The sequence below is a fragment of the Pediococcus siamensis genome (genome assembly GCF_047220215.1).
GTDB classification, from domain to species: Bacteria; Bacillota; Bacilli; order Lactobacillales; family Lactobacillaceae; genus Pediococcus; species Pediococcus siamensis.
The window spans coordinates 1,039,232-1,053,554 of record NZ_CP178375.1; the positions used below are offsets into that span (position 1 = coordinate 1,039,232).

At 39.5% G+C, this 14,323-nt stretch carries 10 protein-coding genes; 6 read left to right on the forward strand and 4 right to left on the reverse strand.

All coding sequences use genetic code 11. The annotated features are described in order from the left end of the window. The first annotated feature begins 85 nt into the window (after positions 1-85). The 3 genes from ACLJJ6_RS04965 to msrB all read left to right on the forward strand — a co-directional run bounded on the left by ACLJJ6_RS04965 (position 86) and on the right by msrB (position 2,671). The gene (locus ACLJJ6_RS04965) at positions 86-1,051 is read left to right on the forward strand and encodes a LysR family transcriptional regulator (protein WP_412990325.1); all 966 of its coding nucleotides are present in this window, start codon (positions 86-88) and stop codon (positions 1,049-1,051) included. 30 nt (positions 1,052-1,081) lie between these two features. Continuing rightward, complete coding sequence (locus tag ACLJJ6_RS04970) at positions 1,082-2,008, forward strand: manganese-dependent inorganic pyrophosphatase (RefSeq protein WP_412990327.1); 927 nt, start codon at positions 1,082-1,084, stop codon at positions 2,006-2,008. 234 nt (positions 2,009-2,242) lie between these two features. Continuing rightward, the gene (gene msrB, locus ACLJJ6_RS04975; RefSeq protein ID WP_412990328.1) at positions 2,243-2,671 is read left to right on the forward strand and encodes a peptide-methionine (R)-S-oxide reductase MsrB; all 429 of its coding nucleotides are present in this window, start codon (positions 2,243-2,245) and stop codon (positions 2,669-2,671) included. A 200-nt stretch (positions 2,672-2,871) separates the two neighbouring features. On the opposite strand, the gene ACLJJ6_RS04980 is transcribed toward msrB, so the two are convergent. After that, positions 2,872-4,017: a hypothetical protein gene (locus ACLJJ6_RS04980; protein WP_412990329.1), complete on the reverse strand. Its 1,146-nt coding sequence runs from the start codon at positions 4,015-4,017 to the stop codon at positions 2,872-2,874. 333 nt (positions 4,018-4,350) lie between these two features. Between ACLJJ6_RS04980 and ACLJJ6_RS04985 the strand changes: the two genes are divergently transcribed. Continuing rightward, the gene (locus ACLJJ6_RS04985; RefSeq protein WP_412988180.1) at positions 4,351-5,592 is read left to right on the forward strand and encodes an ISL3 family transposase; all 1,242 of its coding nucleotides are present in this window, start codon (positions 4,351-4,353) and stop codon (positions 5,590-5,592) included. A gap of 100 nt (positions 5,593-5,692) precedes the next feature. Here ACLJJ6_RS04985 and rnjA read toward each other — a convergent pair whose 3' ends face one another. Together rnjA and ACLJJ6_RS04995 are read right to left on the reverse strand one after the other, a co-directional pair. Further along, positions 5,693-7,378: a ribonuclease J1 gene (gene rnjA / locus ACLJJ6_RS04990; RefSeq protein WP_412990330.1), complete on the reverse strand. Its 1,686-nt coding sequence runs from the start codon at positions 7,376-7,378 to the stop codon at positions 5,693-5,695. Between the two features lie 221 nt (positions 7,379-7,599). Next, positions 7,600-8,466 carry a DegV family protein gene (locus ACLJJ6_RS04995; RefSeq protein ID WP_412990431.1) on the reverse strand — a complete coding sequence of 289 codons (867 nt, stop codon included), beginning with the start codon at positions 8,464-8,466 and terminating at the stop codon, positions 7,600-7,602. 184 nt (positions 8,467-8,650) lie between these two features. Here ACLJJ6_RS04995 and ACLJJ6_RS05000 point away from each other — a divergent pair, with 184 nt between their 5' ends. Together ACLJJ6_RS05000 and ACLJJ6_RS05005 are read left to right on the forward strand one after the other, a co-directional pair. Continuing rightward, a complete protein-coding gene (locus ACLJJ6_RS05000; protein ID WP_412990331.1) occupies positions 8,651-10,354 on the forward strand; it encodes an NFACT RNA binding domain-containing protein in 1,704 nt (567 codons plus the stop codon). Between the two features lie 187 nt (positions 10,355-10,541). Continuing rightward, a complete protein-coding gene (locus ACLJJ6_RS05005) occupies positions 10,542-11,783 on the forward strand; it encodes an ISL3 family transposase (RefSeq protein ID WP_412988180.1) in 1,242 nt (413 codons plus the stop codon). 79 nt (positions 11,784-11,862) lie between these two features. On the opposite strand, the gene ACLJJ6_RS05010 is transcribed toward ACLJJ6_RS05005, so the two are convergent. Continuing rightward, positions 11,863-14,322, reverse strand: a complete 2,460-nt coding sequence (locus ACLJJ6_RS05010; protein ID WP_412990332.1) for a carbamoyl-phosphate synthase large subunit — start codon at positions 14,320-14,322, stop codon at positions 11,863-11,865. Position 14,323 lies beyond the last annotated feature (1 nt).

Genomic DNA, 14,323 nt, shown 5'->3' on the forward strand with positions numbered 1-14,323 from the left:
TGAAAAAAACGTGGACAACCATTAGAATAATTATAGTTATTATTGAAATTGGATTATAATGATTACAAACTAAAGGAGACACGGAATGAAATCAAAACAAGAATCAATTTTTTCATCTAAGACTTTAACTTATTTTCTCCAGTTAGCAGATACAATGAACTATACGCAAGCTGCTCAAATTTTAGGTATTACACAACCAGCTTTAACGCAACAAATTAAAAAACTTGAACATACGGTTGGGGCGCCACTCTTCTATTCAGTAGGTAAGAAATTACGTCTTTCTGATGCTGGCTATACCATGTTAAAGGCAACCCATAACATCAACGAAGTGCTTAACGAAGCAACTGATGAGATTCAACAGTCGACCTCTGCCACTCAAGGCGAAATTAATATTGGCATGTTGGCTTCCATCGAGTCGCGTGTTTTTGAAGATTTCATTACCAAATACTATGCAAAACAGCCAGAAGTCAAAATTACGTTGCATACTTTAACCCGTAAAGAAATCTGGGAACGTTTAGAAAATAACCGTATCGATCTGGCCATCATGTATCTTCCAGATGACAGCATTAAGAATTGGAAACCTTATGAATCACGAAAAATCCTTAATGAAGATCTTTTGTTTATTCATCACGACGAAAAACTATCTAAACAGCGTAAAATCAAATTAAAACAAACCCTCAACGCCAACTGGGTTACTTACCCAGAGGGCTACTATTTAGATGGCGTTCTTCGCGAATCTTACAAAAATCAACTTGTTGATGTGCCTAAGAGTGTGGCACGGTTTACCACACCAGATCAAATTCGTCGATTTGCTGAAACTGCGATGGTAAACACGGCTTTGCCTGCGTCTTATGTCATTTCTCATCCTGGTTCAGATGAAACTTGGATGGCACGGTTTGATCCAGCTATCAACTTTGACTTAAGCTTTGTCTTCCGGAAAGACAAAGATGAAATTCCACGAATTAATACATTCTTGGCAGCTTTTGATGATTATCTTGATGAGGAAAGCTACACGGAACGTTTACGTAAAATGATTGGCAACCAAAATTAACTAAATAAAAAAAGGGAGTTCCTAGTAATTATGAGTAAAGAATTAGTTTTCGGACACAAAAACCCAGACACAGACGCAATCAGCTGTGCAATTGAATATGCTTATTTAGCCAATAAGTTAGGTGACGACGTGGAAGCCGTTGCGCTTGGCAAAACGAATAACGAAACCAACTTTGTCTTAGACCGTTTCAATGTCAAGGCACCGCGGGTCATTACAAAGGCTAAACCAGAAGTTGACTCTGTTGTTTTAGTTGACCACAACGAAGCGATCCAAAGTGTGGATGATTTGGCTGACGTCACTGTGACAAGTGTCATTGATCACCATAAGATTAACTTTTCTTCTGCTCAACCTCTATTTTATCGTGCTGAACCAATTGGTTGCTGCAGTACGATCATTTACAAAATGTATTTGGAAAATAATGTTGAAATTCCAAGCAACATTGCAGGACTCATGCTCTCCTCAATCATTTCTGATACGTTACTTTTGAAGTCACCAACAACGACAGACGACGAACGCAAAGCCGTTCCAGAATTAGCTAAAATTGCTGGTATTGACGACTATGAAGCTTATGGTGTCGAAATGCTAAAGGCTGGTAGCGACGTTGACCAACGTAGTGCAACTGATATTCTGGAAGGCGACGCTAAATCCTTTGACATGGGCGGTAAAACGGTTCGTATCGGTCAAGTCAATGCAGTTGACTTAAACGATGTCTTCAAGCGCCAAGCTGAACTTGAAAGTACAATGAAAGATCTGATGGCTAGCAATGCTTATGACTTGTTCTTGCTATTGGCTACAAATGTGCTGACAAGCAATTCTGAACTCCTTGTTTTGGGTGAGGGGACAGATGTTGTTGAAAAAGCCTTCAATGCCAAGCTAGAAAATAACAAAATGAGTTTGCCTGGTGTTGTTTCCCGTAAGAAACAAGTTGTCCCACCACTAACAAAAACGTTTGATTAAGCTTAAGAGTAGAAAAAGATGTTTTAACTCAAGTAAAAATAATGGAAGCCGAATGATTCTTTGAATCGTTCGGCTTCCGTCGTTCATCGGAGAAGTTAGCCTTTTTATATTCACCTTGTTTCACACCATTAAGTATATGGTGAATCAAGCGTTTGAACTCAACTTAAAACAAATTAATTGTACTCAACAAGTTAGTGGTATATGGTATAAACATCAAATTTAGGAGGTTTTTCGATGACAGAAAAAGACTTAAAGCACCAATTACCCAAGGAATCTTATGAAGTAACGCAGCATGCCGCCACAGAAGCACCGTTTACTGGTAAATACGATGATTTTTATGAAGACGGCATTTATGTTGATATTGTCAGCGGTGAACCTTTATTTTCATCAACTGATAAATATGATGCTGGGTGTGGCTGGCCATCTTTTACAAAGCCAATTGATAAGCAAGCCACCAAGGCCAAGCGTGATTCATCATTTGGTATGGAACGAACTGAGATTCGCAGTACAAATGCAAATTCGCACTTAGGCCACGTATTTACCGATGGTCCGGCAGCACAAGGCGGACTACGATATTGTATTAATTCAGCCGCACTAAAATTTATTCCAAAATCTAAATTGGAAAATGCAGGCTACGGTCAGTATTTAGATTTGTTTAAATAACAAGTAAGCCGCTCTCTTTTGACGTTTGATACTACTTTGAATAATATATATTATGTAAACTAGAATAAAAATGCTTTTTGTAAATCCCCCCTACGTCTGTCCAACTATATTTTTAATTAAAAATGACGTAAAAAAAGACCCTAGTTTTATTTAGAGTCTTTTTTTAATTGTCCGGTATTTATATTTAAGTGATTGTCCTTTTAGTCTGTGCTACTCGACTTAGCACTTGAACTGCTAGCGGAACTCTTTTGACTGCTTGAAGAAGAGGTGCTGGAAGCCTTACTACTTGAAGATGAAGCTTGGCTACTTGAGGAAGCACTCGAGCTAGTACTGCTGCTATCTTCGGCATTGGTGCTTGCGGAGCTCTCATAGCTTGAACTATCATTAGCATTCGCATAAGAACTACTGTAGCTTTCGTCGGCCGCAACGCTACTTGAGTAGTAATAGCTTGAATAGCTTGCAGCTGCTGATGATGAAGCAGCTGATTCACTTTCCTGAGCTTTTTTATAAGTCTTCACAGCTTTTTCAACTCGTGCTTGATCCTTAGTGGCTTGTTCAAAATTTGGATACCCGTTCAAGTCATCTAATAAGTTATTTAAGGTTGAACTCGTCACAGTAGCCTTGAGTGCGCCACTTTTGCCATTTTTGAAAAGATTATTAGTTTGCTTGTGCAACTTGCTAACAGCTTTGGCTTTTTTCTCCAAACTAGTAAGCTTTTTATTGTACTCATTATAAAAACCACCAAAATCAGATTCAAAGGATGACGATTTTAAGTCTTGTAAAAGTGTGCTAACTTTAGAACCAGTCGTACTTGTTCGATAGTTGTCGCCATCTTTGAGATTTTCTACCCGTTGCCGGAAACTAATCGCACTTTTCCCCAAACTAGCAAGCTGGCTATATTGGTTAGCTTCTGTATTGTTACGGACTTTCTTCGCATCTGCTGCTAGTTCCACCATTTGAGCTCGTGTGGCATTTGAAGTAATGTTATCTCGATCCGTATTAAAACTCTTTTGCACAATTTCCTCAGCACTAGCCTGTGCTTCGTTATCATTGGAACGTCGCACAAAGAAAACTATCGCCACAATAATGACAAGGACCAATCCTGCAGCCCAAAGCCAATTCTTAGAGTGCTTTTGCTTGGGCTTCTTTGGCTTGTTAGCTGGACGTGGGCGCGGTGATTGTCCCGCTCCCCCATGTGATGAATGTGATGATTGTGGCTTAATCTTTTTCTCGCGCTTTTTTCGCTTTTTGGCATCTTTTTCTTCTTCGCGTGCCCTTAATCGGCCCATTCTTGTACTTGGCACCGACCAATCTCGATTATTATTATTATTATTGATTGTCATCATCTTCCTATCTCTACAGTTAACAGTTGGATATGCTAACCAAATTTCTAGCTTGAAAGAAAAACTTCTTTACCCTTAATTTACCATTTTTTCCGGTGAACAACTAGCAACTTAGCCAATTATTTCGACAAAACTGGGGTTACTTAAAAATCCTCAAACGCCGAGTAGTTTGTGTGCTCACCCTTGAGGATTCTTAAAAATACAAATAAAACGGGTCTACACTTTCTGGTATTGGTGAATAACTGATACCAGTTTTTATTTTGAAAAAAAAAAGGACATTTGCCCTCTTTGTGTTACGATTTAATCGCCTAATAAAATCGAAAAGAGGAAAAACAAATGTCCCTAACTAATTCTATCCTAAGCCTATTCGAAATAACAGACCCTAATTTAACTGTAACTGAGATTACTAAGGAACATTATCCCAATGGGCAACACGTTCATGTCGTTCACGCTATCCTTTCCTATCAACTTTTAAAATGTCCTCATTGTGGCCATAAATCTCTAATCAAAAATGGAACTCACATTGGCCATCTAAGATTGGGAACCTTATCAGGTGGACGTTATGAGATGCAGCTAAAACGACAAAGATATCAATGTAAACGGTGTTTAAAAACCTGTGGTGCTCAAACTAACCTCGTTAAACGTAATGAAACTTTTACGCATAATGTGAAACATCAAGTAATTGTTCTGGCTCGGGATATGCTGACCAGTAAAGAAATCGCTAAGATTTGTGGGATTTCACCAAGTAGTGTTCAACGCATTTTAAATGCGAATATTCACTTAGCTTATCGTGTTAAAACACTCCCCCAAAATCTTTGTTTTGATGAATTCCGTTCCTGTAATCATCTAATGTCCTTTAACTGTTGCGATGCCGTTAGTCATCGCCGCATTGTGATTCTTAAGGATCGCCTTAGTAAGGATATCATTGATTACTTTGAAGCTCGCTATTCAGTTCAAGAACGTATGAAAGTTCAAACAATCACCGTTGATATGAATGCTGAGTATGCTGGCTTTATTCATCGGTTATTTCCTAAGGCAATAACCATCATTGACCGTTTCCACATTATTCAACTTGCCGGTCGGGCACTGGATAACGAACGTACACGTGTGATCCATACTTTTCAAGATAAGCATTCCCGAGTTTATCGCATTCTAAAATCTCAATGGCGTTTGTTCCATTTGGCAGAAGAAAAGGTCAATGATACTAAACTTATCTATTTACACGGTATCAACGAATACATGACCCAACAGAACGCCATTGACCTAGCCTTAGATGAATTTCCAGAATTTAAAACTGTGTATCAAACCTATCAAGGAATTCTAACAGCCATTCAACAAAAAGATGCGGTTGGATTTAAAACCTTGATTGCCAACTACAAGGCGGCTGGCAACCAAATGGATATTACTATCTCAACTTTAATAAAGAATGGTCCTGCTGTTCTCAATAGTTGTCGTTATCCGTATTCCAACGGTCCTATTGAAGGACTAAATCGTAAAATTAAGGTGTTAAAGCGTAGCTGTTTTGGTTTTCAAAATATTCATAACTTTTTCATTCGTATCAGTTTAATTTATGCGTAAACAAAAAAAGCACATTCACCGAAGTGAACATGCTTTTCAAAAATCTCCACCAATACAATTTGACAGAGACCCATAAAAACGAAAATTTGCGAATGTTTTTTTATTCAAATATCAGCATCGGTACGATCATTGGGCTTCGTTCCGTCTTCTGATATAAGAATTCTTGTAAATCATCAATAATATTGCTGCTAAAATCTTTTTCTGTCGGATGTGCTTTTTGCTTCATTGTATTTAACAAAGAATGAAACGCAGCCTTATTGGTATCATGGATCAATTCGTTAGATTCACGCATGTAGATAAAACCGCGCGAAATCGTATCTGGACCAGCTGTAATACGATGCTTCTTGATGTTGATTGTCGCAACTGCCGTTACCACACCTTCACTGGCCAGAATGGTTCGATCACTCAAAATTTGGGAACTGACATTATCGTTAATATCAGCATCATTCAAGTAAACATCACCAGCGCTAAAATGATCGGCAATGCGCGCACTATCGCGAGTTAAAGCTAAGACATCACCATTTTTCATAATAAAGCAATTATCTTCAGGAACACCGGTTTGCTCAGCTAGCTTCTTATGGATCATCTGCATCCGATATTCCCCATGACAAGGCATGAAGAATTTAGGCTTAATCAAGCGGAGCATCAGTTTCTGATCTTCCTGGCCACCATGACCTGAAGTGTGAATATTATTGACTTTCCCATGTATAACTGTAACGCCAGCCTCATCTAATTTGTTAATCAGATTATTAACGCTAACTGTATTTCCAGGAATTGGGTTACTAGAGAAAACGACTGTGTCATCAGGCTGCAAACTGATTTGGCGATGGGTACCATTTGCAATTCGACTCAAAGCAGCCATTGGTTCTCCCTGCGAGCCTGTACATAAGATCATGAGCTTATTGGCTGGCAAATTATTTAATTCTTGCGCATCTACTAAGGACTCTTCTGGAATATTTAAATACCCCAGCTTTTGGCCAGCTTCAATGGCATTTTCCATGCTCCGCCCAAAAATAGCAATTTTCCGACCTTGTTCCAAAGCTGCTTCACACGCCTCGCGTACCCGGTACACATTAGATGCAAACGTAGCAAAAATGATTCGTCCTTGAATTTCAGTAAAAATCCGTTTAATGCTTTTTTCGACAAATCGTTCTGATTTTGTAAACGTTGGGCGTTCCGCATTAGTACTGTCAGACATCAGGAGCAAAGAATCCTTGCCACCAATTGCCGCCATCTTCTGAAAATCTGGCGAAGGCAAGTCACCAACGGGCGTCAAATCGAACTTGAAATCCCCGGTTTGGACAACCGTTCCCTGCGGTGTGTGCACTGCAATGCCAAGCGTATCAGGAATAGAATGCGTTGTCCGGAAAAATGACACAGAAAGTTTACGGAACTTCAGAACAGTGTCTTCTTGAAGTTCGTGTAACTCCGTAGTCCGCAACAAATTATGTTCTTTTAGTTTTCCTTTAATTAACTCTGAAGCAAAGGGACCAGCCCAAATTGGGACATTAAGCTTTTGAAGAAAGAACGGAATGCCACCAATATGATCTTCATGCCCATGTGTGATGACTAATGCCTTAATCTTCTTTTGGTTGTCAATTAAAAACTGATAATCAGGAATGATATAATCAACACCCAATAATTCATCTTCTGGAAATTTAATCCCGCAATCGATGATAACAATCTCATCTTGGTATTGAACGCAGTACATATTTTTACCGATTTCGCCTAAACCACCGACTGCATAGACAGCCACTTCATTATTCTTAACTTTTAATTTTCGCATAGAAACTCCTTCTTTTTACACTTCCCTACTCTATTCACAGCGGTAGGGACCGTTATCTAATCGTAATACTTATTTTTATCTGGTGACCACTTCTCACCATTCCGAATTGTATTAAATTAACCTTATCACATTCGCTTTGAGTTCTCAACAAAAGCACTAACTCCTTTGAAGAAAACTAATAAAATAAGACTCAAGAACATTTCTTGAGTCTCATCATCATGCTATTTTGCTTTTGTATAATCCTCTAGCCAAGCTAGGGCTAAAGCCTTTTCGCCTAAATGTGTCCCAATTACAGGGCCAAAGTAACTCAATTCAATCGGAAGATCCGGATATTTGGTCTGTAATCGCTCTTGCCACTTCACAGCCGCCGCCTTATCATTGGCGTGAATAATAATTGCCCGAAGCGGATAATCGACTTTTGCCTTATTTTCTGCAAATAATTCTTCAACGCGTGCTAATGCCTTTTTTGTGGAACGAACTTTTTCGAAAGCCACAATTTCATGCGCTTCATTAAAGGTCAAAATAGGCTTAATTTTCAAAAGTCCACCAATAAATGCCGAAGCGTTTGAGAGGCGGCCACCACGAACCAAATTCTGTAAATCATCCACAATGAAATACTCACCAAATGTTGCCCGTAACTGATTTAGACGGGACAAAATCTGTGTGGGTTCTTGTCCCTCACGCGCCATTCTCGCCGCTTCTAGCACTAAAGATCCCATCAGCCGCACCGTAATCTCTGAATCATAAACATAGACGTTCAAACCGTCAATTTCATCTTTGATCGACTTTAAATTGTTTACAAATCCCGAAATTGTGCTTGCTAAATGAATACTAATCACATTTTCATAGCCCTGATCGCGCAAACTCGTGTATAACGCAATCATTTTTCCTAACGGCGGTTGCGTAGTACTCGGGAAGGATCCTGACGTTCTTAACTTTTCGTAAAACTCTTTGCTCGTAATGTCGACACCCTCATCATAGCTTTTTCCATCGATGACGACTGGAATTGGGACGACGACCAAATTATTATCAACAATTTCTTCTTTTGTTAAGTAACAGGTACTATCTGTTACGATGGCAGTTTTCATGTAAACACCAACTTCAACTTTCTTAAAAATTAATATTTCAATCATAGCATATTTTCACGATTTTTCAAAAAACATCTTCTTAAGCTTGTCCAACCGTTTTCCAAGTACTAAGTCTATCACATTTCTCTTAGACACTGGTATACTAGATAGTAACAGTTTATTCAAGAAGAAAGTAGGTTTCAATATGTCCTTTGACGGCTCCTTTACACACGCAATGGTCCGTGAACTTAATCAAGTATTGACAAGTGGCCGGATCACTAAAATTCATCAACCCTATGAAAATGAAGTAATCATCACATTTCGGGCTCACCGGAAAAACTATCCTGTTTTGCTATCTGCACATCCTAATTATGCCCGGGTACAAATTACGGAGATCCCTTATGCTAACCCCGCTGTTCCGACCAATTTTGCCATGATGCTTCGCAAGTATCTCGATGGCGCAATTTTGAACAGCGTTTCCCAGGTTGAAAATGATCGCATCATCAATTTTTCTTTTTCAAAAAGAAATGAACTTGGTGATACAGAGGAATTACTTTTGGCCGTTGAAATCATGGGACGGCGCAGTAATATTATCCTCCTTAATAACACGACCAAGGTTATTCTAGATACGATTAAGCATATTAATGCGGATCAGAATCGTTATCGGCTACTCTTACCCGGTGCAACCTATATCACCCCACCCAGTCAAAATAAGCTGAATCCATTCACAGATACTAGTCACATGGATAAACAACTGCAAAAAACATACCCGAATCAAGAGGTTTTGGCTACAGAATTGCGAAAAACTTATCAAGGTTTAAATAAAGACACCAGTTTGGAACTTGCCTATTTCCTGCATCAGCACAGCACAGATCAGGCTTTCACGGAATTTTTCAGTAAATTTGATCATATAGAACCCACCATGACTAGTGATCACAAAAAATCGAATTTCACGGCCTTCCCTTATCTAACGCTTGCTGGTACCACAGAGACTTTTCCCACTTTAAGTAGGCTCTTAGATACCTTTTATGCTGCAAAAGCACAACGAGATCGTGTCATTCAAAAAGCTGGCAACCTTGTTCACGTTGTGAAGAATGATCTGAAAAAAAACCGGACTAAACTCAAAAAGTTGGATCAAACCCTTGCTAGCTCGGAAAAAGCGGATGCTTATAAAATCAAGGGAGAGATTCTCACTACCTACTTAAACCAAGTCAAACGTGGCATGACTGAAATTACATTGCCTAATTATTACGATGAAAATCGCGCTATCAAGATCAGTCTTTCCAACCAGATTTCGCCTTCGCAAAATGCGCAGAAATACTTTAAAAAATACCAAAAAGCTAAAAACGCCGTGCATTTTGTTAATGAACAGCTTGCCAAAACGCATGCCGAAATTGATTATCTCGATACCATCATGACACAAATTGAATTAGCTAACCCAGAAGATTTAGATGAGATTCGTGAAGAGCTCGAAAAAGAAGGCTACCTCAAGCCTAACCAAAAGAAACGGAAACAAAAACGGGTCAAACCAAGCCAGCCAGACGTTTTCTATGCGACTGATGGTACGAAAATCTCAGTTGGTAAAAACGATGCTCAAAATGATCGCTTGACTTTAAAAACCGCTAAAAAGACGGATATTTGGCTGCACACTCAAAAAATTCCCGGCTCACACGTCATTATTCATACAGATAAACCATCACAACAGACATTGGTGGAAGCAGCAACCTTGGCTGCCTATTTCTCTAAGGCGCAAAATTCGGCGCATGTTCCGGTTGACTATGTTGCAGCGAAACGCGTTCATAAGCCTAATGGTGCTAAACCAGGTTTTGTCATTTACGAAGGTCAAAATACTTTAATCGTTGACCCTGACGAAAAGGTTGTCAATCAGTTAAAAACCAAGCAATCTTAAGTCTAAGTCATTTTATCATCAAAAACGTCCCTAAGACCATGGCGATCTTAGGGACGTTTTGATGGGTCTACACTTTCTGGTATTGGTGAATAACTGATACCAGTTTTTATTTTGAAAAAAAAAAGGACATTTGCCCTCTTTGTGTTACGATTTAATCGCCTAATAAAATCGAAAAGAGGAAAAACAAATGTCCCTAACTAATTCTATCCTAAGCCTATTCGAAATAACAGACCCTAATTTAACTGTAACTGAGATTACTAAGGAACATTATCCCAATGGGCAACACGTTCATGTCGTTCACGCTATCCTTTCCTATCAACTTTTAAAATGTCCTCATTGTGGCCATAAATCTCTAATCAAAAATGGAACTCACATTGGCCATCTAAGATTGGGAACCTTATCAGGTGGACGTTATGAGATGCAGCTAAAACGACAAAGATATCAATGTAAACGGTGTTTAAAAACCTGTGGTGCTCAAACTAACCTCGTTAAACGTAATGAAACTTTTACGCATAATGTGAAACATCAAGTAATTGTTCTGGCTCGGGATATGCTGACCAGTAAAGAAATCGCTAAGATTTGTGGGATTTCACCAAGTAGTGTTCAACGCATTTTAAATGCGAATATTCACTTAGCTTATCGTGTTAAAACACTCCCCCAAAATCTTTGTTTTGATGAATTCCGTTCCTGTAATCATCTAATGTCCTTTAACTGTTGCGATGCCGTTAGTCATCGCCGCATTGTGATTCTTAAGGATCGCCTTAGTAAGGATATCATTGATTACTTTGAAGCTCGCTATTCAGTTCAAGAACGTATGAAAGTTCAAACAATCACCGTTGATATGAATGCTGAGTATGCTGGCTTTATTCATCGGTTATTTCCTAAGGCAATAACCATCATTGACCGTTTCCACATTATTCAACTTGCCGGTCGGGCACTGGATAACGAACGTACACGTGTGATCCATACTTTTCAAGATAAGCATTCCCGAGTTTATCGCATTCTAAAATCTCAATGGCGTTTGTTCCATTTGGCAGAAGAAAAGGTCAATGATACTAAACTTATCTATTTACACGGTATCAACGAATACATGACCCAACAGAACGCCATTGACCTAGCCTTAGATGAATTTCCAGAATTTAAAACTGTGTATCAAACCTATCAAGGAATTCTAACAGCCATTCAACAAAAAGATGCGGTTGGATTTAAAACCTTGATTGCCAACTACAAGGCGGCTGGCAACCAAATGGATATTACTATCTCAACTTTAATAAAGAATGGTCCTGCTGTTCTCAATAGTTGTCGTTATCCGTATTCCAACGGTCCTATTGAAGGACTAAATCGTAAAATTAAGGTGTTAAAGCGTAGCTGTTTTGGTTTTCAAAATATTCATAACTTTTTCATTCGTATCAGTTTAATTTATGCGTAAACAAAAAAAGCACATTCACCGAAGTGAACATGCTTTTCAAAAATCTCCACCAATACAATTTGACAGAGACCCGTTTTGATTACGATTCTTCTGAAATTGCAGCTCCGATTGCCAGTGAAAATGGCGGATTTTGCGGTTGTGGAATTTCTAAATGTTCATAAGGAAAAACGTGGGTCAGTTTTAACTTAACAGCCGCCGACGCTTTGACATTTGAAAATTCATGTGGGCTTTTTCCTAAAGCCAATTTTACTAAATCAGCGGACAAATCTCGTTGTAAAGCATAACTCATAAACGGAATATCTTGAATTGCTAGTGGAATCAAACCAGTGACGACAAGATGATTTCCTTCTTGTTTAAACATAACTTGATAAACCCCGTCAGCCTGCTTGCCAACCTCACTCTGCGTAATTCGTTGAATTTTTTGCGCAATCGTGGGGCTCGCTTGCGAGGGATAATGCAAGCTGGCATCTTCTGCAGTATAAAAGCAGCCCAGATTTTGGCTTTCTGTACCAATTTTCTCAGCAACCACTAAGTAGTGTGATTCAACGTTTTCCGCTCTAGACGTTCTTGAAAGTGGTAACTGCGTGATGTTAACGCCCGCTTCAATGAGATCCGTCACAATCTGCCATTTTCCTTGGGCAATCACATAATCCGGCTGTTCACTATGAATAACATTTAAGCAGTTTTCAACCGTTAAGGGTTCCAAGTACAATTTATCCGCAAGCCGTGGCAGAATTGAAATTGCACTAGGATTATTATTAATTAAAATGGTTTCTAAGCCAAGTTCTTGGCAGGCCCGAATTGTTCGAACCGTCACGTATTCAGCGGCCGTATTCGTTCCTACCTGATTATTGGCGGTTCCCAAAATAAGTGCTTTGGGCCGTTCGCTAATCTGAGATTCATTTTCCATTTCAAACGTCGTGTAATAACTACGATTGCTGTAAGGAAACTCACCGGCGGTTGGCTCAATACCCTTAAAAGTGGGTTGAATGTGCTGCTTTTCGCGAAATTCTCGCACTTTTTTATTGGAGCACTTCCACAACCGACCAATTTGCGAATCCCCATATCCATAATATTTAGCTTCCCGTAAGACCGCAATATCGAAGAGGTGCTTACGCAATTTTTTCTCAATTTGGACAATATGAATTAATTTATAAAAATAAAAGGCATCAATTTTAGTTAGTTCGGCTAATTCTTCAACCTGATAGCCCCGCCGAATCGCCTCAAGCAAATAAAAAAGCTCGCCCGCCGTCGGATGGACCAAAACATTGATTAGTTGTCCCTCGTTTAGCCGGGATTCGTCCAACGCCGCCTGCTCGGCCGTGGTAGTTGAATCAACTGACCGAATGGCTTTCAAAAGGGCCTCTTCGGTACTCCTTCCAAAAGCAATGACTGCTCCGGTAGATTTCATGCGGGTATTTAGTTCTTGATTTGCATTGGCAAAGCTCGCAAACGAAAACGTTGGAAAACGTACTGCAATATGGTCAAGCGTTGGCTCAATTAAAGCTAGTGATTCGTGTTGTTTTAAACCTGGAATTTTAATGTTCCGTAAATTGCGTCCAAAAGCAATTTGAGTGCAGACTAAAGCTAAAGGATAGCCCGTCGCCCGCGCGCCAAATGCCGTCGTACGGTCAAAATAAGGATTAACCCGAATGACATAATAATTACCGGTAGTCTGGTTTAACGCAAATTGAATATGACAAACGCCCCGTACCTTGAATTCTTGGGCAATCCGTAATGCCGAAGAACGAATCGCCTGAAATTCTTGATCTGTCAAAGTCTGGGTCGGTGTGAACACAATTGAGTCGTCTGCATGAACCCCAACCGGATTGAAATCTTCAGCAGCGCAGATCAACATCCGCGTATTTTCGTTGTCCCGCACAACCGTGGTCTCGATTTCTTTAAAGCCTACGATGCTTTTTTCAACTGCAACTTGATGACTCGTTGAAATGCGGAAAGCTGACGCCAACATTTCTTTAAGTTGATGCTCATTTTCACAACGCATGCGACTCGTATTACTGATAGCGGCCACCGGTTTTACAATCACGGGATAGCCAATGCGACGCACAAATTTAAGCACTTCTTTGGTGTCGTTAAGAATATTCGTGGGAATATACGGTTCATGAATATTTTGTAAAATTCGATTTAAACTTTCCGGATTTTGCGTATTAGCAATTGTACGCAAACTTACGCCAAGAATCCGGACGTTCAACTGATCAAATATCCCTGCCTCATCCAGTTGATGAAGCACTTCAAAAACAGGAGCACCACCTAACGTCGGAATAAGGCCATCAAAATCGTATTTTCTCAGAATCGCTAGCAGCGTATTGACTTCTAGTTTACTAATTAAGAAATGTTCTGTATCCAAATAATTACCAGCCACCGAGTTCGCATTATTGCTAGCCAAATAAACCTCTTTAACAGCCTTTTCTAACTCCTGGATAGTTTGCAAGGTTGCCGTTTCAAGTTCAGTGTCGACCCCAATTTCATTCGGTCCGGCACCAATAATTAGAATTTTTTGCAACTTTGTTCGTGCCATG

Excerpts from the sequence above, each read along its gene's own strand:
- ACLJJ6_RS05010 (WP_412990332.1), bottom strand. The coding sequence starts at position 14,322 with ATGGCACGAACAAAGTTGCAAAAAATTCTAATTATTGGTGCCGGACCG.
- ACLJJ6_RS04980 (WP_412990329.1), bottom strand. The coding sequence starts at position 4,017 with ATGATGACAATCAATAATAATAATAATAATCGAGATTGGTCGGTGCCA.
- rnjA (WP_412990330.1), bottom strand. The coding sequence starts at position 7,378 with ATGCGAAAATTAAAAGTTAAGAATAATGAAGTGGCTGTCTATGCAGTC.
- ACLJJ6_RS04995 (WP_412990431.1), bottom strand. The coding sequence starts at position 8,466 with ATGAAAACTGCCATCGTAACAGATAGTACCTGTTACTTAACAAAAGAA.
- ACLJJ6_RS05005 (WP_412988180.1), top strand. The coding sequence starts at position 10,542 with ATGTCCCTAACTAATTCTATCCTAAGCCTATTCGAAATAACAGACCCT.
- ACLJJ6_RS04965 (WP_412990325.1), top strand. The coding sequence starts at position 86 with ATGAAATCAAAACAAGAATCAATTTTTTCATCTAAGACTTTAACTTAT.
- msrB (WP_412990328.1), top strand. The coding sequence starts at position 2,243 with ATGACAGAAAAAGACTTAAAGCACCAATTACCCAAGGAATCTTATGAA.
- ACLJJ6_RS05000 (WP_412990331.1), top strand. The coding sequence starts at position 8,651 with ATGTCCTTTGACGGCTCCTTTACACACGCAATGGTCCGTGAACTTAAT.
- ACLJJ6_RS04985 (WP_412988180.1), top strand. The coding sequence starts at position 4,351 with ATGTCCCTAACTAATTCTATCCTAAGCCTATTCGAAATAACAGACCCT.
- ACLJJ6_RS04970 (WP_412990327.1), top strand. The coding sequence starts at position 1,082 with ATGAGTAAAGAATTAGTTTTCGGACACAAAAACCCAGACACAGACGCA.